Annotated in this window: 20 protein-coding genes and 3 pseudogenes; 16 read left to right on the top strand and 7 right to left on the bottom strand. The window is 34.7% G+C overall.

What is annotated here, in order from left to right:
• Window positions 1–142: 142 nt before the first annotated feature.
• From KFD70_RS20445 to KFD70_RS20425, 5 genes are all read left to right on the top strand, one after another.
• A complete protein-coding gene (locus tag KFD70_RS20445; protein ID WP_336451350.1) occupies window positions 143–1,186 on the top strand; it encodes an ArsR/SmtB family transcription factor in 1,044 nt (347 codons plus the stop codon).
• A gap of 81 nt (window positions 1,187–1,267) precedes the next feature.
• On the top strand, window positions 1,268–2,485 hold the full coding sequence (locus tag KFD70_RS20440) for an MFS transporter (protein WP_336451349.1): 1,218 nt from the start codon (window positions 1,268–1,270) through the stop codon (window positions 2,483–2,485).
• Between the two features lie 82 nt (window positions 2,486–2,567).
• Window positions 2,568–2,894, top strand: a complete 327-nt coding sequence (locus KFD70_RS20435; protein ID WP_241818558.1) for an antibiotic biosynthesis monooxygenase family protein — start codon at window positions 2,568–2,570, stop codon at window positions 2,892–2,894.
• A gap of 744 nt (window positions 2,895–3,638) precedes the next feature.
• Window positions 3,639–4,163, top strand: a complete 525-nt coding sequence (locus tag KFD70_RS20430; RefSeq protein WP_336451348.1) for an RNA polymerase sigma factor — start codon at window positions 3,639–3,641, stop codon at window positions 4,161–4,163.
• Complete coding sequence (locus KFD70_RS20425) at window positions 4,160–4,987, top strand: SH3 domain-containing protein (protein WP_336451347.1); 828 nt, start codon at window positions 4,160–4,162, stop codon at window positions 4,985–4,987. Before KFD70_RS20430 ends, KFD70_RS20425 begins: the two co-directional genes overlap by 4 nt.
• A gap of 11 nt (window positions 4,988–4,998) precedes the next feature.
• Here KFD70_RS20425 and KFD70_RS20420 read toward each other — a convergent pair.
• Window positions 4,999–6,778: pseudogene (locus KFD70_RS20420) on the bottom strand (peptidoglycan D,D-transpeptidase FtsI family protein).
• A 156-nt stretch (window positions 6,779–6,934) separates the two neighbouring features.
• Between KFD70_RS20420 and bla the strand changes: the two are divergent.
• The 3 genes from bla (at window position 6,935) to KFD70_RS20405 (ending at window position 12,592) form a co-directional block, all read left to right on the top strand.
• A complete protein-coding gene (gene bla / locus KFD70_RS20415) occupies window positions 6,935–7,711 on the top strand; it encodes a subclass B1 metallo-beta-lactamase (protein WP_479845600.1) in 777 nt (258 codons plus the stop codon).
• A 386-nt stretch (window positions 7,712–8,097) separates the two neighbouring features.
• On the top strand, window positions 8,098–10,230 hold the full coding sequence (locus tag KFD70_RS20410) for a peptidoglycan D,D-transpeptidase FtsI family protein (RefSeq protein WP_336451344.1): 2,133 nt from the start codon (window positions 8,098–8,100) through the stop codon (window positions 10,228–10,230).
• 382 nt (window positions 10,231–10,612) lie between these two features.
• Window positions 10,613–12,592, top strand: a complete 1,980-nt coding sequence (locus KFD70_RS20405) for a penicillin-binding transpeptidase domain-containing protein (protein WP_336451343.1) — start codon at window positions 10,613–10,615, stop codon at window positions 12,590–12,592.
• 84 nt (window positions 12,593–12,676) lie between these two features.
• Here KFD70_RS20405 and lsrF read toward each other — a convergent pair whose 3' ends face one another.
• From lsrF to KFD70_RS20385, 4 genes are read right to left on the bottom strand one after another with little or no spacing between them, the layout of a single operon-like run.
• Complete coding sequence (gene lsrF, locus KFD70_RS20400; RefSeq protein ID WP_336451342.1) at window positions 12,677–13,459, bottom strand: 3-hydroxy-5-phosphonooxypentane-2,4-dione thiolase; 783 nt, start codon at window positions 13,457–13,459, stop codon at window positions 12,677–12,679.
• 6 nt (window positions 13,460–13,465) lie between these two features.
• Entirely contained in the window at window positions 13,466–13,828 is a 363-nt protein-coding gene (locus tag KFD70_RS20395; RefSeq protein ID WP_336451341.1) for a cupin domain-containing protein, read from the bottom strand.
• A 25-nt stretch (window positions 13,829–13,853) separates the two neighbouring features.
• Window positions 13,854–15,416: an autoinducer-2 kinase gene (lsrK, locus tag KFD70_RS20390; protein WP_336451340.1), complete on the bottom strand. Its 1,563-nt coding sequence runs from the start codon at window positions 15,414–15,416 to the stop codon at window positions 13,854–13,856.
• The gene (locus KFD70_RS20385; protein ID WP_336451410.1) at window positions 15,416–16,366 is read right to left on the bottom strand and encodes a sugar-binding transcriptional regulator; all 951 of its coding nucleotides are present in this window, start codon (window positions 16,364–16,366) and stop codon (window positions 15,416–15,418) included. Before KFD70_RS20385 ends, lsrK begins: the two co-directional genes overlap by 1 nt.
• 180 nt (window positions 16,367–16,546) lie before the next feature.
• Here KFD70_RS20385 and KFD70_RS20380 point away from each other — a divergent pair, with 180 nt between their 5' ends.
• The 8 genes and pseudogenes from KFD70_RS20380 to KFD70_RS20345 all read left to right on the top strand — a co-directional run bounded on the left by KFD70_RS20380 (window position 16,547) and on the right by KFD70_RS20345 (window position 24,697).
• On the top strand, window positions 16,547–18,040 hold the full coding sequence (locus KFD70_RS20380; RefSeq protein ID WP_336451339.1) for a sugar ABC transporter ATP-binding protein: 1,494 nt from the start codon (window positions 16,547–16,549) through the stop codon (window positions 18,038–18,040).
• The gene (locus tag KFD70_RS20375; RefSeq protein ID WP_336451338.1) at window positions 18,037–19,014 is read left to right on the top strand and encodes an ABC transporter permease subunit; all 978 of its coding nucleotides are present in this window, start codon (window positions 18,037–18,039) and stop codon (window positions 19,012–19,014) included. The genes KFD70_RS20380 and KFD70_RS20375 overlap by 4 nt, the downstream gene beginning before the upstream one ends.
• Window positions 19,011–20,009 (top strand): ABC transporter permease, encoded by a 999-nt coding sequence (locus KFD70_RS20370; protein WP_336451337.1) that lies wholly within the window; start codon window positions 19,011–19,013, stop codon window positions 20,007–20,009. The genes KFD70_RS20375 and KFD70_RS20370 overlap by 4 nt, the downstream gene beginning before the upstream one ends.
• Window positions 20,006–21,049 carry an autoinducer 2 ABC transporter substrate-binding protein LsrB gene (lsrB, locus tag KFD70_RS20365; protein WP_336451336.1) on the top strand — a complete coding sequence of 348 codons (1,044 nt, stop codon included), beginning with the start codon at window positions 20,006–20,008 and terminating at the stop codon, window positions 21,047–21,049. Before KFD70_RS20370 ends, lsrB begins: the two co-directional genes overlap by 4 nt.
• 175 nt (window positions 21,050–21,224) lie before the next feature.
• Window positions 21,225–21,824 carry a VOC family protein gene (locus tag KFD70_RS20360; RefSeq protein WP_336451335.1) on the top strand — a complete coding sequence of 200 codons (600 nt, stop codon included), beginning with the start codon at window positions 21,225–21,227 and terminating at the stop codon, window positions 21,822–21,824.
• Window positions 21,825–21,939: 115 nt separating this feature from the next.
• Complete coding sequence (locus KFD70_RS20355; RefSeq protein ID WP_336451334.1) at window positions 21,940–22,986, top strand: DUF2332 domain-containing protein; 1,047 nt, start codon at window positions 21,940–21,942, stop codon at window positions 22,984–22,986.
• 149 nt (window positions 22,987–23,135) lie between these two features.
• Window positions 23,136–23,711 carry a sigma-70 family RNA polymerase sigma factor gene (locus tag KFD70_RS20350; RefSeq protein ID WP_336451333.1) on the top strand — a complete coding sequence of 192 codons (576 nt, stop codon included), beginning with the start codon at window positions 23,136–23,138 and terminating at the stop codon, window positions 23,709–23,711.
• A pseudogene (locus KFD70_RS20345) lies at window positions 23,701–24,697 on the top strand (hypothetical protein). The gene KFD70_RS20350 and the pseudogene KFD70_RS20345 overlap by 11 nt, the downstream one beginning before the upstream one ends.
• 159 nt (window positions 24,698–24,856) lie before the next feature.
• On the opposite strand, the pseudogene KFD70_RS20340 reads toward KFD70_RS20345, so the two are convergent.
• Together KFD70_RS20340 and KFD70_RS20335 are read right to left on the bottom strand one after the other, a co-directional pair.
• Window positions 24,857–25,114, bottom strand: a pseudogene (locus tag KFD70_RS20340) (transposase domain-containing protein); the annotation flags it as partial.
• Between the two features lie 195 nt (window positions 25,115–25,309).
• Complete coding sequence (locus KFD70_RS20335) at window positions 25,310–25,855, bottom strand: hypothetical protein (protein ID WP_336451332.1); 546 nt, start codon at window positions 25,853–25,855, stop codon at window positions 25,310–25,312.
• Window positions 25,856–26,183: the final 328 nt, after the last annotated feature.

The raw sequence follows: 26,183 nt of genomic DNA, 5'->3' as shown, positions 1-26,183 counted from the left end.
TTAAAATATTATAACATGAATTATATCCATAAATTGATAATGTAATTTTATTTTGTCGGTTTATTTTTAATGTTCCGAAATTATAGAAGGTAAAATTCGGTGTTTATAGAATTTAATACATAACAAAATGAGGAGGGATACAATGGAAGTTTTACATGTAACAAGTAGAAAAAGAGAAACATATGACGTTCAAGTCAAGTATTCGATACTTTTCGAATGCGCTCTTGGAATTGCAGCGATTACGAATACGAGGCTGATTGATACGTTAGAAAAATCTCGAAGTGAATGGGAAGAGATGAGACAATCCGTATCGGTAGAATTGCAAGAGCATTTACATTTCGTAGAGAAACATAATACATGGAAAGCGTTGCTACAACTACTATATCAAGAAGATTTTCAGGATTTATATGAGTTTACTCAGTATATCAATTCGTTGTCAGAATCTGGATTAAAGTATATATGCATTCCATTTGTCGGCTATAAATATGAAGAAAAGAGAAAGAATGCAGCAAATGGCGAGAGGGAAGCAGTGCAAGCATTACAAGAAATTACAAGTAGCAATCCATTTTTCCCTGCTTACATCAATTTTATTTGTGAAGTGAATATACAGTTACTTAAAGATCACCTCATCGCCGTTATGACAGGCTGGTATGAAGCTGTTATTGAACCTGAAGCAGAAAAGTTATCACGCATACTAAAACAAGACCATGACATGAAACGTGAAATGAGTGAAAAGATGCAGCCAGAAGAGTTTGTTGAATGGGCAACAGGTGGTGTTACATATTTTCCAGAGCCAAGTGTACATCATGTTTTGCTGATCCCGCAATATACGTATCGGCCTTGGAACATTGAAGCGGATATAGAGGATACAAAAATATTTCATTATCCAATCGCTAATGAAAGCATACATCCAGAAGATCCATATGAGCCAAGTTATTTTTTAGTTCATAAACATAAGGCACTTGGAGATGAAGCAAGATTGCGCATCGTAAAATTATTGTTTGAAAAAGATCGTACATTGCAGGAGATAACGGAACAATTAAATCTTGGAAAATCAACCATTCATCATCATTTGAAAATTTTAAGATCAGCGAAGTTAGTTGAAATTCAAGATGCAAAGTATGTGTTGAAAAAGAAAGCAGTAGAGGCTATAGCAAAAGAGTTGGAAATCTATTTAAATCGTTAATTTACATCAAAAGGTAAAAATATTTTACCTTTCCAGAATACGCACAATAGGAGGAGAAATAAAAAGAAAAGTTGGTGCGAAATGGAGAAAAGTATTTTAAAAAATCGATCGTTTTTCTTTATGTGGATTGGTAGTGCGATTTCTGAATTAGGCGGTGCATTTGGTACGTTATGTAATTCTATTCTGATTTATCAATTAACGGGCTCGAAAATGGCTTTAGGGAGTATGTGGCTCCTTTACTTTATCCCGTCGCTTCTTTTACAACTTGTCATAGGTCCATTCATTGATAAGTGGAGCCGGAAATGGATTATGATTGTATCTCAGTGGACACGTGGACTAGCTTTTTTACTGCCTTTATTGATGATGAGTACTGGAAGTGTAGAGACGTGGCATGTTTTTGTTGTACAAATCATAGTCGGACTTATCACACCACTTTATGTACCAGCCAATCAAGCGATTACACCGACAATTGTATCTAAAGAAGAATTGCAAACAGCGAATGCTTATCTAGATGGTATGGTTCGTCTTATGATGTGTTTAGCCCCTGTATTAGGGGGAGTTGTTGTTGAGTTTATAGGAGTAAAGCTAACTTTATTTTTCGTCTGCTTATTTCTATTTATAAGCGGTACTTTACTGCTATTTATACAGGAGCATAGAGTGACTCAAGAAGTTCGTAAAAGTTGGTTCAAACAATCTATTGAAGGGTTCACATACTATTTCAAACAGCGGATTATCGTTTGGTTAGGTGTTTTTCTCACATTTGTTCAATTTGGAGTGGGAGTAGCGATGGTTACTAATTTACCGTATATAATAGATGAACTATCGGCAAGTTACGCGGCGTATGGCTATTTTTTGGCAGGTTTTCCTCTTGGGTATGTGATTGGCTCTATGCTAGTAGGAAAAGTAAAGCATGATAGTCGACGTTACCTTATGCTTGGGGCATTATTAATAGGGGGTGCAACTTATATTTCTTTAGGGCTCAATCAAAGCGTCATTTTAGCGGTCATTATCGAAGTTGTAGCGGGCGTATGTATGGCGTTTTTTAATGTTTATAACACGACCATATGCCAGCAAACAGTGCCAAATGATATGATGGGAAAAGTCTTTTCAGTACGATTATTTTTAATAAGAGGTGCGATGCCACTAGGTGTTTTAATTGGAGGAGTATTGAGTGAGCTATGGGGAGTAAGGGCGCTGTATATTTGTATAGGATCAATTATATGTGTGACGTCTTTCGCTGGAATCATGCTTCCATACTTCAAATTTCTCGATGAATCGATTCAAAAAAAATCCGCTTAAATATTTTAATTGAAAATAATTATCATAATCAATTATAATAAAAGAATACTAGAAATATTTACATACAAAGGGAGTGGGATCTATGTTTATCGAAACAAAAACATTTACAGTAAAAGAAGGTACTTCGGATCTTGTTGTTCAACATTTTACTGGAGAAGGAATCATTGAAAAATTTGAAGGATTTATCGATTTAAGCGTTCTTGTTAAAAAGGTGAGAAGAGGGGACGAAGAAGTTGTTGTAATGATTCGCTGGGAATCAGAAGAAGCATGGAAAAACTGGGAAACAAGTGAAGAGCACTTAGCAGGACATAGAGCAAGCCGCGGGAAGCCGAAGCCGGATCATATTATTCAAGTAGAGCATGCGGTTTATTATGTGAAGTCATCGAAATCTGCGTATCAGCAGTCTTAATCAAAAAAGGAAATGAATGTTGTGAAATAAAAGACATGGAAGTGTTATAAAGTTTTTTTATATTAATGTCTTATCTATAATATATGAAAAGAGTACATCACACGATATGTAGTGGTGTACTTTTTTATTTTATTCCGCATTAACGGGCAGTAAGACCCCCACCTCAAGGTTCAGAGAGAAACGGGGAAGAATAGGTGGGGAGCAACTGCCCGTAAAAGCCCGATTCGTGAAGGCTAATAATCAGTGGGGGATGAAGAAAACCCCCGCTGATTAAAGTTTCACTTTATTGGTACGTGTAAATGTTTAAAGAAACACAAATAATATTAAACATGTAAACAACATGAGAAAAAGACCTTTGGAGACTCAATTTTATTTTGCTGGTGATTATAAGTATCACCAGTATTTTTAAAAAGTTACGTTAAGCAAAATAGACATGAAATGATAATTCTATCCACATATAGGGTGAATGTACATATTTCTAAATGATACAACCTGTTGCATGGCAATGGTAGATTCTATACAAGAAATTGGATATGTAAGCACTTGAAAAAGAGAAACAATTCGTATGTCAAATGTTATAAGATTGCATACAAGTATCTTGGAATTTTAATGACAGAACTCTTCAGTATGATTTTTAATAGAAAATGGAACAAAAGCAACTTTTATCTTGTCTATATAAAGGAGTCAATTATAAAACATGAGGAAAGGTGTTTATGCTTATGCAAATAAGCTTGAGGTGTTGAGATGGAACATAAGGTTATTGAAAATTGCAACCATGATGAAATTGATTATGTTATAAGAGAACATTGGCAAGATGTATGGAATTATTCATTTATTATTACAAAAGATACCCATTTATCAGATGATATAACGCAAGAGGTGTTTATAAAAGTATTTAAAAAATGGAATTCATTTCGAAATGAGTCGTCTGTTAAAACGTGGTTATTAAAAATTACAAGGAATACAGCTTTAAATTATTTGAAGTCCTCCTATTTTAAGCGGATTTCTTTAGTAAGTTTCTTTCGAAATGATAAGGAATATCCGTCAGCAGAAAAACAATTTTTAGAAAAAGAAACTATGAATGAAGTTTGGGACATTGTATTAAAATTGCCACAAAAACATCGTGAAGTATTAATACTAGATGCAAAATATGAATTATCTTATGATGAAATTGCTGAAACATTAGGCGTGTCTATTGGAACTGTGAAATCTAGGCTACATCGCGCTCGTGCACGAGTTTCAAAAATATTATCGGAGGATGAATTATGAACAATGATAGAAAGCCGGATTGGTATAAAGAATTAAAAAGTGGGCCAGTGAAACAGCCTCAAGACGAAGAGGAATTTATTTATAAAATAAAAAAATCTATATACCAAAATAGGAAGGAAGATGGTCCGAAAATTAGACGGCCATTTCGTATAAAGGTATTCACTGCTGCGGTTGTTCTAGTTTTTACGGCTGTGCTGTTTAACTTTCAACAATTCTGGCCGGGCAAAAATGAACCACCAGTGCAAAGTAGCACTCAAATTGAAGTGAAGATGAAAGATGAATCTAATCAAGATCAATCATTAAAACAATTTATGGATGAATTAAATCAAAACACGAGCTTAAAAAATAAGAACGATTTATATAGAGTACTGGATGAAGAATTTGTTTTTAAGGGAAAACAGTATAGTGAAAATGAATGGAAGTTTGATGATAGTATTTTTCATGATTTACAAGTAGCTCTTGCAATGGGAGGAGAATTTGTGAATGATACGAAAACAGTATATAAAATACCTAGTGGATTGGCAGAAAGTAACCAAAAGAAGCAGGAACGCTTTTTATATGCTACTGTTGTTGGTGAAGAAACAAAAATTTTAACTCAACCCAAACCTGATTCACGTGTTTTATATCGGGTATCTAACGAAACTGTAAAAGCATGGATTCCGGAGAAGGTGAAGAATGATGGATATATAAAAATAACTACAATGAATGGTTATACTGGCTATGTAAAAGAAGATCATGTTTCAATAGATATTCAGTATTCTTTCATTTTTGAGAAACAAAATGATGGCATGTGGAAAATAAAGAGTATAGATTCTATATGGTAAAAGAGAAAGGTTCACTTTATTGAACCTTTCTCTTTATTTTTTATTCTCTTTTTGGAGAGTATCCCAAGCCTTTAAAATTTCCGCTGCAACAAGGGCTGCACTATTTGTTTCAGAATTACCACCAGGAATAATAACAGAAATAGCAATATGCGGATTTTGAGTAGGAGCATATGAAATAAATAGAGAATGATTGATAACTTTTTCTTGTTCGTTTGGCGAACCTGTAATTCCAGTTTTACCAGCAACGTCAAAGGGCAAGTTTTTAATTTCTTGTATATTTTGACTCATTCCACTTTGTAAGACATCCCAAGAACTTGAAGGATAATGATTAGAACTTTCTAAAATGGGTTTAAATTCTTTTGTTCTTTTATCATCGTTTTCCGTAATTGCATGCACCATTTGAGGTTTGTATTTGTCTCCTTTGTTTGCAAGAGCAGCTGCATATTGAGCAAGTTGGAGAGGAGTGTGCACTTCATTTGCGCCCCAAGAAGCATTCAATAAAGCAGAAATTCCACTCTCAAACTTACTAGATACATGCAACTTATATTGTCCTTCTTCTTCAAAGGGTAAATCAATCCCTGTTTTGGAGCGAAGGCCGAATTGTTTTAAATAGTTTGTCCACAAGGTTGCTACTTTTTCTAAATTCCCATTATTTTTATTGAATAATGGAATTGCTACTTTTGCTGTCATAAATGTATTTGATGAATTAATGATAGCTTGACTCGGTGTAATTTCACCAGTTGGAGTTCCAGCAGCATTGGTGATGTTATTTTGATTATTATACTGAAAACGCCCTTTATCTAAATATGTATCTTCAGGCTGAAAAAGCTTTTCGTTTAACCCAATTAATATAGTAAGCGGTTTTATAGTTGATGCCATATTTACATAGGAATCACCATACTTTAATTTTTGGATTGTTTTATTTTGAGCAAGTAATTTGACATTTTCTTTTTCAGACGATGATAAAGGTGTATTGAACATATTTGGATCAAAAACTGGCGAGTTAGCCATAGTTAATATTTTTCCTGTTTTAACATCTATCACGACAGCATAACCAGCAGTAGCATCAGGGGTTTTCTGAATTTGGGATCTTAGTGCTTCTTCTGTTTTTTGCTGAAGTTTATAGTCTAGTGCTAGCTGAATATCTTTTCCTTTTTGAGGACTTTGTATGTTCCATAAGAACTTTTTATTTTTCAATTTAAAAGTGAGAGTTTTTCCTGGTTTCCCTTTTAAATCATTTTCATATTGAAGTTCAATTCCGTTTTTCCCAACAGGAACATAATTAGAATCCGAATTGTTTTTTTCATAGTCAACATACCCAATTACTTGTGAAGCAATTTCATGATGTGGATAAACACGTACCACTTCATTTTTTACTATTACATTTTGGGAATTATTTTCGTTTATAAATGCGGCCTCTTTATCATTTAAGTTTGTATGTAATTGTATTTTATTTTTATCATGATGTTTACAAGATTTTTGTAATTGTGAATGTATGTCATCTACTGAAATTTTACGGTTAAACTTGGATGAAAACTGATTTAGAAAACTTGATATCTTCGCCACTTCTTGATTGGTTGGACAACCATTATTATAGACGTAATACGAAGACTTTATTTTTTTATTTGTGGCTAGTATGACTCCATTTTGGTCAATAATTTTTCCTCTTTCAGCTGCAGAAGTTGTGATAGTAAACGAAATAAACCTTGTTGTGAATAAAAACGTCAAAACAACTCCTAAAATGAAAAAAATCGCTAAAATTATCCACCTCTTCGATTTTTTATGTAACATAAAATCCTCCCTTACCCAGATTCTATTCTATATTAAAATTTATTATTTTTTTTGTAAATGTGGGAACAAATTTATCATGTGGATTGTCTATTAAGTGTAATAGCACTTTTAGAGAAAGAAGCTGCTAAGAAAGGAGCAATGATAGTGAAAAAGAAAATGATATTAAAAGTAGGTTTATGTACAAGTATATTGGGGTTTAGCCAATTTGTTAGTTCGATATTTCCAGTACAGGCTGCTGAAAAAGTAGAGCAAATAAAAAATAAAGATCAAGAGAAAGATGTATCTATTTCACAGTTGCATCCAAAGGTATGGATGCATACGAGTATTGGAGTGGTAAATGAAGCACGTATTCCTGCAAATGGTTTAATTCTTGAAACATCTAAAGGATTGGTACTGATTGATACACCTTGGAATGATGCTCTTACAGATCAACTGCTTCAAATACTAAAAAAACAATTTCCTACAAAAGAGGTCACAGAAGCAATTGTGACTCATGCTCATGACGATCGTATAGGAGGAATTAAAACGCTGATTAAAAAAGGTGTCAAGGTACACAGTACGGCTTTAACTGCTGATTTAGCAGAGAAACAAGGTTTTGATAGACCTCTTGGTGACTTGAAGAAACGCGATAATATGCGATTTGGTGATATAAACGTGGAAACATTTTATCCAGGAAAAGGGCATACACAAGATAACATTACAGTGTGGTTACCAAAGTATAAAATCCTATTTGGAGGATGTTTAATAAAATCATTAGATACACAAGAGATTGTACAGACTCCAGGTTCATATGTATCTAATTGGTCAAAGGCAATTAAAAAAGTAGAAAAGAAATACAATAATATAAATATGATTGTACCAGGACATGGAGATCCCGGAGATAATCGTTTATTTATTCATACATTGAACTTGTTAAAAAATAATGAAAATTAATATGGTATGACGGCCACGTAATATAGAGGAACATTCTAATTTTTGTTTTAGATATATTAATAAAAGAATAAGGGAAACTGCTTCTGATTGAATGCAGTTTCTCTTATTCTTTGTCGCGCATTAACGGGTAGTAAGCCCCCGCTTTAAGAGTCAGAGAAAAATGAGGAAGATAGGTGAGGGCTAACCATCAGTGAGAGATGAAGAAAGACCCCACTGATGGAAGTTTCACTTTATGTAAATAGAGGAACGATTCCACCTTTATTTCATTAATTGAGTGAAGCCCTACCTTTTAGTTTTTTTGTATAAAGAGTGGATAACGTATGAGCAAATTTGCATATAAAACTGTAATCTGAACGAAATTCATTAAAATAAAGTATGGAGGATATATGAAAAAGCAGACAGGAAAGAAGCAGAAGACATCGATATCTATCCGGTTAAACATCCTATTTTTTTGCGTATTTATACTGTTTTCGGCTATCATTTTTCAGCTAGGAAAAGTACAAATTGTTGACGGAGAGACTTATAAAAATCAAGTGAAAAAAAATGAAAACGCAACAACGAGTATTCCAGTTCCACGTGGGAAAATTTATGATCGAGAAGGGAAACCGGTTGTTGATAATAGAGCGCTTCGTACGATTACGTATACAAGATTGAAGGGAGTAAGCTCTGAAGACATTTTAAAAACAGCTAAAGATATTGCGAATATAATTGAAATATCAGAAGAAGAAATAAATAAATTAACTGAAGTAGATAAAAAAGATTTTTGGATGCAATTAAATAAGAAGCGTGCCGAAGCAAAAATCACGAAGCAAGACGAGGAAAAATTTAGAGAAAGGGGTGTAGAAGGGAAGGAGTTAGACAAGAGAATCGAAGAGTTAAGACGAAAGCGCATTACAGAAGAAGAATTAACAGAGCTCACGCCACAAGAGTTAAAAGTATTAGTTATTAAAAGTAAAATGAGTTCTGGTTATCAAATGACACCACAAATTATTAAAAAAGATGTGACAGAGCAAGAGTATACGAGGATAAGTGAAAATTTAGCAAAATTTCCAGGGATAGATGCGACAGTTGATTGGGAACGAAACTATGTAAATGGTGATTTATTTCGTTCGGTATTAGGTAATATAACAAGTGCTGAAGAAGGATTGCCAAAAGAACATTTAGATTCTTATTTGGTCCGCGGATATAATCGGAACGATCGCGTAGGGAAAAGTTATATTGAACAACGATATGAAGATGTATTACATGGAACAAAAAAAGAAGTTAAAAATAATATTGATAAAGCAGGAAATGTTATTCAAACGGAAACAGTCTCTAAAGGAAAAAGTGGTAACAATTTAACTTTAACAATTGATATGGAGTTACAAAAAAAAGTAGAAGAAAGTATAGAAAAAAATTTAAAAGCTTTTAAGAGTTCTGAACCATTAATGGATCGTGCTTTTGTTGTCATGATGGATCCGAAAACCGGACAACTATTATCTATGGCTGGTAAGAGATTGGTAGAAAAAGATGGGAAAGCAGAAGTAGAAGATTTTGCATTAGGCAACATGGTAACTTCTTATGAGTTAGGATCAGCTGTAAAAGGGGCTACTTTATTAACTGGATACGAAACCGGAGCTATACAACCAGGGACTCAATTTTATGACACACCTATGAAGTTTAAAGGTACGAGAGTTAAAAAATCATGGAATGTATCCGGATTTGGAAATATTAATGATTTAAGGGCTTTACAAGTATCATCAAATGTATACATGTTTCATACCGCGTTACAAATAGCTGGAGTGAATTATGTACCAAATAGTTCATTGGATATTAAACAAGCAGCATTTGACACAATGCGTTATTATTTTAAACAATTTGGTTTAGGCGTCCCAACAGGAATTAATTTACCGAATGAAATAACTGGACAAACAAGGCAGAAAGATAGTCAACCTGGTTTTTTATTAGATTTTTCTATTGGACAGTATGATACGTATACACCACTACAATTGGCACAATATATTTCAACCATTGCAAATGATGGATACCGAATGCAGCCTCAAATTGTCCAAGAGATTCGAGAACAAACAAGTAAAAAAGAAGAAATTGGGAAAGTTGTGCAATCTATGGAACCTGTTGTGTTAAATCGAGTGGATGTGAAATCGGAATATATTGATCGAGTAAAAGAAGGGTTTAGATGGGTATTTCAAGAAGGCGATGGAACCGGTGTTAAATATTTCCGAAACGCTCCGTATAAACCAGCTGGGAAAACAGGAACAGCGCAGACAGTATATGGAGGAGAAAGTAAAATTGGAAGGAACGAGAAGGGAGAACGTATTGAGTGTTACAATTTAACATTAGTTGGATATGCTCCATACGATAATCCTGAAATAGCATTTTCTGTAGTAGTCCCTTGGGTTCACAATGATAAAAGTGGTATTAATTCATTAATTGGAAAGGATATATTAGATATATACTTTGACTTGAAAAAACAACGTATGAATGGTGAAGCTACTAATATAGCGAATTCTAATCAATAACAGTGAAATTTAACTCTCTATAGGGAGGGCAATGATTACTAGGTTCCAAGATATCTTGTTTGCAGGCAGTAAGACTCTCACCTCAAAATTCGGCGAAAGTAAAGAAGTTAGGTGAGGATCAAATGCCCGTAAAAACCCGGTTATTATGGGCTATATAAGAGGCTTTTTGAATAAAAGAATGGAAGCAATTTTGTGGAATAGTAGCTAATACAGTTATTATTCCACATGATTTTTACCAAGACATAGAACATTATTAAATCTCAGGATCACATGAATCAGTAGAAAACGAGCGGATGTACACTATTTATAGCAAGTTACTAATGTAAAACGAATGACAAGAATTATTTAAGCTATTTTGATTTATTTAAAGGAGAAGTTTAAATTGAAAAAAATATGGATACTACTTTTCTTTTGTTTCACATTTATATTGGTAGGATGCAATAAAGGCGAAACTTCAGAACAAGCATTTGAAACATATATCAAATTATGGAATGACAAAAAATTTGCAGATATGTATGATCAATTGTCAGAACATGCAAAGGAATCCATTTCAAAAAAAGAATTTACAGAGAAAAATGAAAAAATTTACGAAGGTATTGGAGTTGAGAATTTAAAAGTTAAAAGAAAGGAAGTAATTAAAGATAAAACGGAAAATAAGGTCATTTTATTTACTGTAAGTATGGATACAGCAGGAGGAGAAATCTCTTTCTCACATGAAGCAAAACTTGTGCAAGAAAAAGATGGAGATAAGAAATCTTGGAAAATAAATTGGACCCCAGACTTTATCATTCCAGGGATGAAAAAAAATTATAAAGTCCGTCTGCAGACAGAGCAAGGAAAACGCGGTGAAATATATGATCGAAATGGAAAAGGACTTGTAATGAATGGAAAGGCAACTGAGGTTGGAATTATTCCAGAAAAATTAGGAGATACTGCAACACAAACGAAAGAAACAATAGCGCAATTACTTAATATGTCTGTCGAAGAAGTTGACCAGAAACTTACAGCAAAATGGATTAAACCAGATTCCTATGTACCAATTGGTATTTTACCAGAAGGACGAACACAAAGTGATTATATTTCGCTGGAAGGTGTTTCGTCTCGTCCGGTAAAAGTTCGTACATATCCATTAGGAGAAGCGGCAGCACACTTAACGGGATATATAGGAAAAGTAAATGCAGAGGAGTTAAAATCGCTTCAGAAACAAGGATATCAAACGGATGATTTAGTAGGTAAGACAGGGTTAGAGAAAGTGTTAGAAAATAAATTGCGCGGTGAAAAGGGTGGACGCGTATTTATGGAAGATGAGAACGGAAAAGAGATTAGAAACTTAGCAAAAAAAGAAGCAAGAGATGGAGAGAATGTTACATTAACAATCGATGCCTCCATTCAAGAAAAAATCTATAATGAAATGAAAAATGAAGCAGGATCTAGTGCAGCGATTAATCCAAAAACGGGTGAAACCATTGCACTTGTAAGTAGTCCTGCTTATAATCCCAATATAATAGTTAGAGGAGCATCAAAAGCACAACGTGAAGCATGGAATAATGATTTGAAAAATCCAATGATAAACCGTTTCACACAGGCAGTTGTACCAGGATCTGTATTTAAAACAATTACAGGGGCAATCGGTTTGGAAGCAAACGTTATAAATCCAACGGAAGAGTTTAAAATTGAAGGGTTAAAGTGGACAAAAGATTCATCATGGGGGAATTATTATGTAACACGTGTAAAAGATGCTAGTCCAATTGATTTCGATAAGGCAATGAAGTACTCTGACAATATTTATTTTGCAAAGCAAGCTTTAAAAATAGGAAAAGATCAGTATGTAAGTATGCTTAAGAAGTTCGGGTTTCATGAAAAGTTGCCAATCGAATACGAATTTCCAATTTCAATCATTGCAAAAGATGGGATTAAAAACGATATTCAACTGGCAGATACAGGATACGGTCAAGGACAAGTATTAATGACACCTCTTCATTTAGCTTTAACATATGCACCGATTGTAAATGAAGGGAATATTCCATCTCCACACCTGATACAAAAAGAAGTGAAGAATTGGAAAGAGAATGTGATTTCTAAAGAAAGTCAAAGAATATTAAAAAGTGCGTTAATAAAAGTAATTAATGATTCCGATGGTGCCGGGAGAATTGCCAAGATTGATGACATGACTCTTGCTGGTAAAACAGGTACAGCAGAACTAAAAGAATCAAAAGAAGCAGATGGAAAGGAACTCGGATGGTTTGCAGCTTTCGATGCAAATGCACCGAATATGATTGTTACAATGATGATTGAAGATGTGAAAGGAAGAGGGGGGAGTAATGTTCCAGGTGAAAAAATAAAACATATTTTTCAGAAGTGATACTTAGATTTAATCATTAAAAAAGAATCCTCTTATAAAGAGGGTTCTTTTTTAAAGTGAAAATACATTATTTAATCATCTGATTCAATTTTTCATCTCGTCATATAATTCTAGTCCTTCTTTCACATTCAAGCCATTTTTGACGATGCCATGAATCGCTTGAATCATCGCAGCTGGATGTTCAGACTGCCAAATATTACGTCCCATATCAACCCCAATTGCACCTTCTTGCAATGCTTGATACGTAATGGTTAATGCATCTTCAATCGAATCTAATTTTGGCCCTCCTGCGATGACGACTGGAGCAGGGCAAGTACTTGTGATTTTTTCAAATCCTTCACAGTAATATGTTTTAACAATGTCAGCACCCATTTCAACACATACACGTGATGCGAGTGCTAGGAAGCGAGCTTCTCGTTTTTGTAGTTCTTTTGCTACGGCTGTAATACCAAGGACAGGTAAACCGTAATCATGAGCTTCAGAAACAACATTAGCTAAATTCGTAACGGTTTGTGTTTCGTATTCCGAACCGACAAAAACAGATACGCCGACTCCGACTACATTTTGCCGCAACGCTTCTTTGATTGGGGTAACAATGGTCTCGTTTGCTAAATCTTTACCGACTACAGTTGCTCCACCTGAAACACGCATTACCATCGGTGTTTTGCAGTCTTCAGGAATACAGGAATTGAGTACGCCCCTTGTTAAAAAGAGAGAATCTGTATAGGAAAGTAAATGTTTCACTGTTTCTAATGGTTGCTCTAATCCATGAATCGGCCCTAAAAAGTAACCGTGATCAATTGCCAACATAACAGCTTTTCCATCAGGTAGAATTGTGTTTAATCGATTTTGAAATCCCCAAGTCATTATAAGTCACTCCTTCGTTAATTTTGGATTTTCGGTTTGCACCGTATCTTTTTCTTGTAAATGTGGTGATTTAATAAAAACAGCTTTAAAGATTTGATTTGAGTGGTTAATGAGATAGTGAGATTCGTGAGGACGAACTTGTAAGACGTCACCCTGTTTTACTGGAACTCTTTCGTTATCAATATAGAAATCAATTTCGCCTTCAAGGGCATAAAAAATCTCTTCACAAGTTGTATGATAATGATTTTGAAATTCTTGCCCAGGCTGAATGACTACAATCCCAAGGTCAATGTTAGGGCCTTTCAATAAATATTTAGGGCCATGGTTACCAAAGCGATAGGAGAAATCCTCTTCATTCACTTTAAGCATATTGTTCACTCCTTTATGTAATGGATTACAATGCACCTGGTGCGATCCACATATGTGATGTTAGTTCTTCATCTGCTAATGGGAGTTGTTTTTCATAAACAGATTTCCATGTTTGATAGAATTGTTGATATAGCTTGTGATGTTCAGCATTCGGTTCATATGTGCTTTCCCACTTTACAAATTCTTGAGCGATTGTTTCCATAGAGTCGTATATTCCGGCGCCAATTCCTGCTGCAATTGCTGTTCCTAAAGCAGCTGCTTCTTTGACAACTGGTACTTTGACAGGAATTCCAAGAACATCCGCAACGATTTGCGGCCATAGTTTTCCTTTTGCAGCGCCGCCCGCAAATATCACTTCAGAAGGGAATTTTCCGGTTAATGATTGTATTAACTTTAAATTACCAAGTGTTACAAATGCAGCATTTTCTTCAATTGCACGGAACAATTCTTTCTTCCCGCATTTATCAGCATCTAGGCTTAAATTAATAAAGGAAGGGGCAGCATGACGCCAAGATATATAATTCATAACATTTGAAAAAATCGGCATAATACCGTATGATCCGATCGGTACATGCTTTGCTTGTTCCTCTAATAATTCATAAGCATCCACACCAAGTTCATCTGCAAGTCGTTTTTCTTCCTGACAAAAGGCATCTCGAAACCATCGCATAACGAGACCTGGGAAAAACGCGATCGTTTCATATTGCCAAAGTTTTGGAATCACGTGGCAATTTACACGAATACGAGCATTTGGATCCGTTTTTGGATTTGTTATATTTACTTCTTGTTGCCAAAAGCTTCCCCCGCAAATAAAGGTTTGGTCAGGCTTTACGACTCCCGAACCGAGTGAAGCCATCTGAGCATCACCGCCACCAGCAACGACCAATGTCCCTGTATGTAACCCTGTTAACTCTGCACTTTGTTTTGTGACACTACCAATGACAGTACCGGCTTCATTTACAGTTGGAGAAAATGATAAAGCTAGACCACATTGCTCGGCAATCGAATTATTCCAAGTTCTATTTTGTAAATCAAAAATACCAGATGTACATCCATTTGAAGGATCTATTTGCAGTACACCACTCAATTTATAAAGAATCCAATCGTTCAACATTGTAAAGGAGTGGATTTTATCGTATATATCAGGTTGATGCTTTTTAATCCAAAGCAATCTAGGCAAAGCACCTAAAGAAAAGGTTTGCCCTGATTTTGCGTATAAATCCTCCTCAAGAAGGGGACGGATTTGTTTTAACTCACTTACTTCATGAGAAGCACGACCATCAACATTCGCGCATGCCCATATCTCACGGCCCTCTTTATCGTATAAAACAAAACCTTCCCGCATACTTGTGGCACTAATCGCTTTAATAGAGGAAGGGTTTGTATTGCTTTTTTGAAGTACATCTTTTGTACATTCTTGAACGAGTTTCCAATTCTCTACCACATCGAAATTCATAGAACCAGGATAACGAGGGTCCGCTTTATGAATCCATTCTTTTTGGCTCACCGCAAGCTGATTTCCTTCTAAATCAAAAAGGACAGCCCGGATACTACCAGTACCTGCATCGTAAGCTAATAGGGTATACATTATGATTCACCTTCCTTTCTTAATAGAGAGAGGGCGGTTTCTTCATCGGTAATTAATGTATGAATGAATTTCCCTTTTACAGCTCCATAAATGGCATCTAATTTTTCTTCGCCGCCAGCTACACCAACTACATGTTTCATTTTTTGAAGAATGGAAAGAGGTGTACCGATTAGTCGAGCATGGTGAGGGAGCTCAAGCAATTCTCCATATGCATTATAAAATTGTCCGAGAATATCTCCGGCACCATTTTGACTACGTATATAGGTCATTTCGCGAAGCGTTATTTTATCTTCTTTTAAAATCGTTGCATCTTGAGATAAACCACCAATACCGACTACTGCTGTATTAGCAAGCGAAGCGACATGCAGCATATCTTTAACGGACGGTTCCGAAAGGATACTTTGCGCCATTTCATCGGTAGATGCTAAAAATGGAGTAGGAATGATATGCAGTTCTCCTTGCATGTGATTTAAATAATTTTGTTTCCTAGGAAGATAGTGATTTACACCGCCTGTAAGGGTAACAATTGAAAGTTGCATAGATGGTTCAAAATGAATGTTTTCTAGCATTTTTGATATTGTTTCTCCCCAGCCAATCCCAAGTAAATCTCCTTGTTGTAGATGAGTTTCTAAATACTGTGCGGCAGCTTTTCCTAAAGAGTAGGTAGGACTCTCCACCGGTGTAGGGATAATGAAAGCGTCTTTTAAATGAAACGTCCGAATGAGTTCACGTTCAATACTCAAACAATGTAAGCCGGTGCCTTTTACATGAAATGTAACAATGCCTTCGGTGCGTGCTTTATCTAATAAACGAACGACTTTATTTCGTGAAATGTGAAGCAAGGAGGCGATCTCTTGCTGCGTTAGGTGATCTTTATAGTAATACCAAGCAACTTTTGTTAACAAATTTTCTTCAAAGTTTAGCTGTGACATCCCCTTCATCCCTTTCAACAATTGACCGATGCTTAAACATATGTATTTCATTTTGAGATTATACCGCTAGACGCAAGCAGGGATTTCAAGAAAAAATGTGTTCTAGATATGAAAAAAGAGATATACAATGCTACAAAACAAGTAGAACAAAAAATCATTTTCTCAAAAATTGTTCCACATAAAGGAGGATGACAAGATGTGGAGAACGTGCCCTTATTAGAGGTGAAACAAATTAGTAAATCATTTTCAGACCAACATGTATTAAAAGAGGTTACTTTAGAATTACAACGCGGAGATGTGTACGCTCTAGTAGGAGGAAATGGCGCTGGGAAATCAACACTGATGAAAATATTAACTGGTCTATACTCTTATGATACTGGGGAGATATATGTAAAACGAATGGTGCAAAGCTTTTCTAATCCAGCAGAAGCACATGCAAATGGTATTTATTTAATTCCACAAGAACCGTTAATTTTTCCTCATATGACAATTGAGGAAAATATATGTATCGGCATAAAAGCAAAGAAAAAAGAACTTCGTACAAAAGTAAAAGACTTGATAAAAAGTTTGGGATGGAATATAGAGCTAAGTGCAATAGGGAGTTCATTATCTATTGCGCAGCAACAATTAGTAGAAATATTAAGGGGATTAATAAGAGAAGCCGAGATTCTTATTTTAGATGAGCCAACATCGACATTAACAACTCATGAAATAAAGAGTCTTTTTGTGCTGCTGAGAAATTTAAAGGAAAAAGGAATCGGTATGATTTATATTACACACCGTTTCCCAGAAATTTTTGAGATTGCTAATAAGGTCGCTATTTTACGTGATGGAATGATAGTAAGTCAAGGTGAGGTATCAGACTACACATATGACATGCTAATGGAGGGGTTATTGCCAAAAGGTTATAAGCAAGAGGAGAAGAAAGTGGACACAAAAGAAACTATGAAACTTTCTCAACAAATATTAGAGGTAACAAATTTGTCGAGCTATGCATTTCAGGATATATCACTAACTGTACATGCTGGGGAGATTGTAGGAATTGCTGGTATGGTTGGGGCGGGGAGAACGGAATTAGCAGAAGTACTATGTGGATTAAGAACAATGCTGTCTGGAACAATTTCATTAGCAGGGGAGTCAATTGCAAAATGTTCAACGAATGAAAGGTTAGATAAAGGGATGGTATATGTTCCAGAAGATAGAGCGGGGAATGGTATCTTTTCAATTGCGTCTATTAAAGAGAATGTAACGGCAGCTTCTTTACAGCGAATGAGCAATTTTTTCTTAAACCACAAAAAAGAAAGCGCTTTAACGGAATCGTATATGAATAAGTTTCGGATCGTTGCTGCCCATATAAATGAAAAAATGACATCTTTATCGGGAGGAAACCAGCAAAAAGTTGTATTAGCAAAATATCTTGCTTGTAACCCGAAATTAATTATTTTAGATGAACCAACGCGCGGGATTGATGCGAAAGCAAGGTTAGAAGTGTATGAGGTAATTCAAAGTTTAAAACAATCAGGACTTGCAATTATACTTATTTCTTCAGATGTAGAAGAAATTATTCAATTGGCGAACAGAGTATATGTGATGAGAAATGGGAAGGTTGTTTCTCACTTAGAGAAAGGAGAAGTTTGTATAAATGAAGTTACACGTCTCGCATATGGGGGAAGGGAAGGTGTAACGGAATGAAACGCTTTCCAAATATATTTAAAATGCATGAAACTTCTATTATCATTTTATTACTTATTTACATAGCCTTCGTAGGAATGATAAATCCTAGTTTTGTTCAATTTAGCTCGCTTTCTTTAATGATGAAATCAAGTCTTATTTTAGTCATACTAGCTATTGGTCAATCGTTCGTATTATTTACGAAAAATATCGATGTTTCAGTCGGATCTATTATGGGGTTAAGCGCAGCAATTTGTGGAATGTTTTTGACAAATGGTAATAGTATTCTCATTTCAATCATTGCTGCAATCTTGCTTGGGGCTATCGTTGGTTTGATAAATGGAATAGGGGTTGCAAAGTTTGGTGTACCGGCAATTATTATGACATTAGGAATGTTAGGAGTTATTAGAGGAACGATGTTAATCTATACAGGTGGCAAATGGATTGAAGATATTCCTAATTCTTATAAACAAATGTCTTCTATCATGATACTAGGTCTTCCTGTTACAGTATCGATCGTTCTAGCTATTTTACTATTATTATATATCTTTTTAACAAAAGCGCCTTTTGGAAGATATTTTTATGCTGCTGGAGATAACGAGGATGGAGCACGTCTCATCGGAATACCGGTAGATAAGGTGAAAATATATGCATTTATTATTTCGGGAATAAGCGCAGGGGTTGCAGGATGCATATTTGTTATGAATATCGGATTTGTACCAAATCAAACTGGTACAGGAATTGAGTTGCAAGTAATTGCTGCCGCTGTTCTAGGTGGAATTCATCTAAAAGGTGGAACAGGTTCTATATTTGGAGCAGCACTAGGGGCTATTTTTTTAGAAGTTATAAGTAGTTCACTAGTCTTTTTAAAAATACCTGCTTTTTGGAATAGTACTATCTCTGGCTCTTTACTTTTGCTCATTATCATAGTAGATAGTATTTTGAAAAAATGGCAAGAAAAGCACCGCTTAGAAGAAAGAAGGATGAATTTATGAAGTATACACGTGGATTTTTAAGATGGGAAGGAATTCTTGTTGTATTACTTATTATAGAGTTTATTCTCTTTGGTTTATTTAACAGTGATTTTTTTCATGTTAGTAATTTACTTTTCAGTATGAATGACTTCGTTTTTATTACGATTGCCGCAATTCCAATGACATTTGTAATTGTAACAGGTGGAATTGATGTATCTGTCGGATCAGTCATGGGGCTTACCTCAATCCTTATTGGTGTACTCTGGATGAATGGAATTCCAGTTATGTTAGCTGTGATTATTGCTTTATTTATTAGTTGTCTAGCAGGTTGTATCAACGGGCTGATTATTAAAACGACAGATGTAGAACCTCTTGTTGTTACACTTGGAACGATGTTTTTATATGCAGGAATTGCTCTTGTTATCTCGGGGGGATCAAATGCCAGTGGATATGAAGGGATAAGTGGTTTACCAGATTCCTACGTACAACTTGCAAATGGGAGTTTTATAGGAATTCCTAACTTATTATGGCTGCTTTTGTTTTTGACCGTGCTATTTACGATCTTACTCCATCGAACGAAGTATGGTCGTTATGTCATGCTGACTGGTACGAACGAAAAAGCTGCTAAATATTCTGGAATTCGCACAAAAAAGGCAGTCATTCTCGCATATATTCTTTCTGGGTTAGGAGGTGGATTAGGAGGAGCTTTTTTAACCGCGTATTTCGGATCAGCTCGAGCTGATATTGGAAGCGAGACCATTCTGCCAGTTATTACGGCGGTTGTATTAGGCGGGACACTCATCACTGGAGGAAAAGGGAGCATTCTCGGAACAGTACTAGCAAGTATATTTATTGGCATGATGCAGTACGGTTTACAAATGACTGGTTTAACGAACGAACAGTCAAATGTTGTTATTGGTATCATACTTATCCTCTCTGTTATTATTAGGCATTTCAAATTACAGCAACTCACTATGTGGAAAAGAAGGGAATTGCATAAGGGGGAAATGTCATGAAAAGAAAACTGGGGATCATTATTATTATGTGCGTTTGTATCATCGGCTTAATTGCATGTTCCAGCAAAACAGCAGATAAGAAAAAAGCAGATGATGTGAAATTTGCATTCATTCCAAAATTAACAGGGGTTGGCTTCTTTACATCAGGTGGTGAAGGGGCAAAAGAAATGGGCGATAAGTTAGGTGTGCAAGTGAAGTATGATGGACCATCAGAGGCAAGTGTATCAGGCCAAGTGAAATATATAAATAATTTTATTAATCAAAACTATGATGCGTTAATGGTTTCATCTACATCGGTTGATGGACTTTCACAATCATTACAGAGAGCAAAGAAAAAGGGAATGACAGTATTAACGTGGGATTCTGATGTGAATCCGAAAGATCGTTCATTTTATATAAGTCAAGGAACGCCGGAGCAACTTGCAAATCTATTAATTCAAATGACTTCATCGCAAATTGGAGATAAAGGAAAAGTAGCATTCTTCTATTCGAGTCCGACTGTAACAGATCAAAACCAATGGGTAACAAAAGCAAAAGAAATTATAAAGGAAAAATATCCGAACTGGGAAATTGTAACGACGCAATACGGAGAAAATAACGCACAAAAATCATTATCGGTTGGAGAAAGTATTTTAAAAACATATCCAGATATCAATGCGGTAATTTGTCCGGATGCAACGGCGCTTCCAGCAATGGCGCAAGCTGCTGAAAATTTAAAAATGGATAAAAAGGTAGTTGTTACTGGGTTTTCAACACCTAATGTAATGCGTGATTATGTCAAACGGGGGACGGTTCAGCAATTTGGATTATGGGATGTAAAACAACAAGGAGCACTGGCAACTTATGTGGCAAATGAAATCGTTGTGAAAGGGAAAAAATTAAAGGTTGGGGATAGCTTTGAAGTTCCGAATATAGGTAAAGTAAAAGTAGAGCCGAATTCTATTCAAGGTTATGACTACGAAGCAGATGGAAATGGAATTATCGTACTGCCGGAACGAGTTGTGTTTACAAAAGATAATATTGATAAGTACAATTTTTAAGATGGGGAGTTCATTCCTAGGTATACGGGAATGAACTTTTTATTGTTTTTGATGAGATTTATCCTACAAAAGTATGAAGAGTTTTTTTATATAATTCCCTCTTTGGATAGAGGTGATTATAACACTATGTTTATACAATTATATTAAATATATATAATGCAGAGGAGAAATGTAAATGTTGTTTCATTATCATTTTTGGACGCCTCATTTAGAAGAGATGGAGAATTTTTATAAAAATTGTGGTTTCCGTATTTCTACAAGAATTGGAAAGTACAATGGAGAATTTCAACAATTTGATCCGCCAGTAACTTGGGATGATTTTCGTGATAAACAGATACTTTTTCGGATTATTGAGGCTAGAAAAGGCAAGATAAATATCACATTTGGCTATGGAAAAAAGGTTTCATTTGATCATATTGGTTTTCTTGTGTCAAAAGAGGAGTGCGAAACAATTTGTAAGCAAGCAGAAAAGCTACACTGGAAAGTAGATGTGGGAGAAAAGAGAACTTTTATTTTAACACCATATGGATTTCGCATTGAGCTTCAAACACATCTTGATGTAATAGATGACAGCGAGAGCATAGAAGAGTTGCAGAAAATTGTCATGTCAACAAAACAAACTGGATTAGAACAGGACCTTTCTTTTCTATTTCAAAAAGAAATAAAAAGTATTGAAACGATTCGTGATAATAAAACGATATTGAAACATGTATATTTGAATTCTTTCTATCAAAGGAAACAAACAGATCCGAATGGTGTGGAGATATATGCATAATATTCATTTGTGATTTTAAGTAGATTAACAGGATGTTTGTGAAAATATACCATTTCAAGTGATTGTGTTATGATTATTTTGAATATTTTAACTTGAGTTTAAAGGAGGAGTATGAATGCTAACGCCAGAACAAATCTCCAATTTATTTAAAAATTTTTCTACAAAAGAATGTAAAGGATCGAGCGATTTATACGAACATTTATCATTAAAAATTTCAGATGATGAGGAACTCCTTGCATTAGCCTCACATGCACAACTTGGTCAGCCAACCCCAAATTTATTACTTGGTGCTGTTCATTATTTATTATTGAAAGGGAATAGTCATGCATTAAAACAATACTATGGTAGTCTTGTTGGGGCTCCAGAAAAAAATTTGGAGCATGCTTTTCAACACTTTAAAAGTTTTTGTAAGCTTCATAGAGAAGAGATTATCACTATTTTAAAAACGAAGCTAGTACAAACAAATGAAGTAAGACGATGTGCGTATTTATATCCGAGTTTTTGTTATATGTTTCATAAAGTTAATAAACCTTTAGCGTTAATTGAAATCGGGACAAGTGCTGGTTTACAGCTGCTTTGGGATCAATATAGTTATTCATATGGAACAGAAGAGGTGTTTGGAAATAAAGACTCTAACGTTCACTTGAAATCGGAAATAAAAGGAGAGAATCAGCCATTTTTCCTAAAACAAAGTCCTCCTGTCACAGAAAAAATCGGACTTGATTTACATATAAATGATCTAAATAATGAGGAGGACTATTTATGGTTACGCTCACTTATTTGGCCAGAGCATACAGAAAGGCTTGAAATGTTTGATCAAGCAGCAGCTTGTTTAAAAGAACAATCTGTGAAACTGGTAGAAGGGGATGGAGTAGCTCTTCTCTCCGAGATTGCGGAACAAATTTCAGAGGATGCAGTAATTTGTATTTTCCACACACATGTGGCGAATCAAATACCAGAGAGTGTTAAACATAAATTAATAGATACAGTGAAAGAAATGGGCGCAAAACGTGATGTTTTCCACCTTTATAACAACATGTGGGATAGATATCTTCATCTTGATTATTTTATAAATGGAAAAGAATATAATGAAACAGTTGGAGAAACAGATGGTCATGCGCGGTGGTTTAGTTGGAGATTGGAAGATAAGTCATTATGCTAGGTTTTTCTGTATAACAATGAAGAGACAGCTAAAATTAGTTGTCTTTTTATTATTGAAATAAATAAATTTTTATGTAAAATGAACCTTTTGCGAGAAACGGGCGAATATAATGTGAAAGCTTTTTAGAGAATATGAGAGGAGAACGAGAATTGGATGAAATAGAACTAAAGGAATGGCTGCAGAGAATGGTCTCTGGAGATCAACAAGCCTTTCGGATTATTTATGAATTTACATGTAAAGATATTTATAGAACAGTAGTTTTTTTAGTAGTAGATAAGCAGGATGTAGAGGATATTGTGAATGAAGTATATATTCAAATGTGGAAGTCAATAGCTAATTATGATGTGAATCGTTCTTTCCGTTTTTGGTTACATGGATTAATTGTGAAACAAGTACAAGATTGGCGGCGTAGGTCATGGCGACGCTTTCGTATTTTCGAAAAGAAGAAAATGTATGCGCAAGATCAGTTTTACATAGTAGACGAGGATATTTTACATAAAGAAACACGTAGTGAGTTAGCAGACTTTGTACAAAAGCTTTCATATAAGCATCGTGAAGTCGTCATTATGCGTTATTTCCATGAATATAGCTTAGATGAAATTGCAGCGCTGCTTCATATACCTGTTGGTACAGTAAAGTCACGATTACATACAGCATTGAAGCGTTTACGAATTGAAATGGAGAATGTATCAGCTATACAGGAGGAGGAAGCAAATGGATTTTGAAAAGCATTTACGGGATGAATTGCAAAGGAAAGCCGAAGCAATGGAACCATCTAGTAATCTGCAAACAAGGGTAAAAAGCTCTTTTGATGCATACTATCAAGGAAATAAGAAGGATAGAAAATCAATGAAGAAAAGGCTGTTAATCGGGTTCATAGCCGTTGCTGTTCTTATACCGACAGGGACTTTTGCAGGTACAACGTTAATTGATAAGATCATTGGTACACCCCAGGAAGCAAGAAGAGATATGGGAATGACTGAGGATGGATATAAAGGAACGATAGAGAGAGTAGAAATTGCTAAGAAGTTATTTACAGAAGAAGAGTTTGAAAAATATATTGCTTTATTAAAAGAAGCGTATCATTTTTATAAAAAAGTTAGTGTTATGAAGAATGGAGAAAAACAATATACATCAACAGATCGCTTAAGTCCAGAAGAGAAAAAGAGAGATAGCGAGGTCATAGTGGAATTACAAAAGTATGAAGAAAAATTAGTTGCTCATTTCATATATACATTTGAACAAGCAGAAAAAATAGCTGGTTTTCCAATAAAACATCCTAGTTATATTCCTAAAGGGCATCATTTAATATGGGAAGAAGCAAAGGCAGATAGATGTGACGACAGGAAAACCGAGACCACTTATTACAATGAGATACGAAGATAGTAATGTGAAAAAAGGACCAACAAAATCAGATGCAGATTTAGGGTTTAGACTGTATCAATTTGGAGTATTTGATGAACAAAGAGATCATGTGGATAAACCGTTTGATCAGGAAACTGAAAAGGGACCACGCTTTTATAAAGAAATAAAAACATACAAATTAAAAGGATATGATATTATATTTGGAGAGTATGAAGGGTTGAATGTAAGAGGAATGAAATTAGTGGTTCCAGCCAGGGAAGGGAGAAATTCATACCAGGTTTATATAAATGAAAGTACGCTACCTAAAAAAGAGCTTGAGAAGATTTTACTGTCGGTAGTTGAATAGAGAGTGTGTAAAAAAATGGAGGTAACGAGTTACTTTCATTTTTTATGATAAATAGAAAGGGGGGATAAATTAAGCTCTACATGTTAAGTAGTGATTCAATAATAATCAATTCAATTGTTAACATAATATAATTATAGATAATTAATTAGTGTGGATGTTTTTGACCTTAATATACGTCTCGTCTACTCGCCAAGAATCATTCGTTTTCTTAAGATGACGACGAACTCTCTTATCTAGCTCAGGACCATATTGATGAACCCAACGCATAATCGTTGTATGAGCAATGGATAAGCCCCGTTCCTCCATCATTTCGACTAAATCACGAAAACTGAGGTTGTACCGCAGATACCATCTCACCGTTAATAAGATAACATCAGGCTGATAATGTTTCCACTTGAATACATGTTCCTTTTCCATATCAATCACACCTTTTCTAGAGTAATAGAATCAGTATATCCAAGTTTTAGAGATTACTTACGCGTATATTAAAGTTTTTACACCAGAACCAACAAAAACGAACTATAATTCGCATTGAATTAACAAACCAATTCACAGTATAAATCACAACAAAAAAGAGCTAGATTCCCTAGCTCTTTTAATTTAATGTTAGTGTCAATCAATATTTAGAAAGTAATCAAAGTCACTTGTTATCTGTATCACATATTCCATTTGTCCTGTATGTTCATTAGTACTTTGTTCTATTTTCATACTTCCATCTTTGTTGAAGTAACTGTGTAACGGGTTATTTCCACCATCGTTTGTCGTGTAATAAAAACCTTCTGGTTTTTCCACCTTTTTTAAGTCATCTTGAAAGTAGATTTCAGGTTCAACACCTTTTTTATCACTTTTAGGGTATTTAAATAAACCAATTTTTTTATAATACGACAATATTTCTGCTTTACTTAGTTTAGTAGATAGGTGAACAGATGCAATAACACCCCAATATCCACCATTTCCCCATACAAGGGATTTTCCATTAGCTTGTTCCTTTTCGATGACTTTGGTTTGTGGAGGAAGGGGATATTTAAATAGTTGTTCAGCAAAGTTATTAGAAATTCTATCTTTATTCGTCCAATATGAAAATCCTGTAATCAATATTATTACTACTAAAATGATTATCCCCATCTTACTAAATATCATTCTTCTTAATATATTCATTTTTAAAAGACCTCTTCCGCGAAATTATTGATAGTAAGATTTTAACATAAAAATCCATTTATTCTTAAAAGACACTCCTTTTCTCAAAGAAGTGTCTTCATTTGAAATATATAATATTGTTTAGCGTAAATTTCCCTTAAAAAATATGCAACATTTTATACAAGTTTCTGTACCAAAACAGCCAAACTTAAGCACAATAAATCTTGTCAAATCAATATTGTATAAAATCTTGCATATCGATTTTATATAAAAAAGAAGAAAAAACCTCATAAATACAAGGATTCTAGTAAAACCTTGCTACCGATAATTGTGCGTTATGTTAACATTA

The organism is Bacillus pfraonensis, assembly GCF_050768835.1.
Lineage (GTDB): Bacteria > Bacillota > Bacilli > Bacillales > Bacillaceae_G > Bacillus_A > Bacillus_A pfraonensis.
The sequence above is the reverse complement of the archived record's forward strand: the minus strand, read 5'-3'. Positions and strand labels throughout refer to the sequence as shown.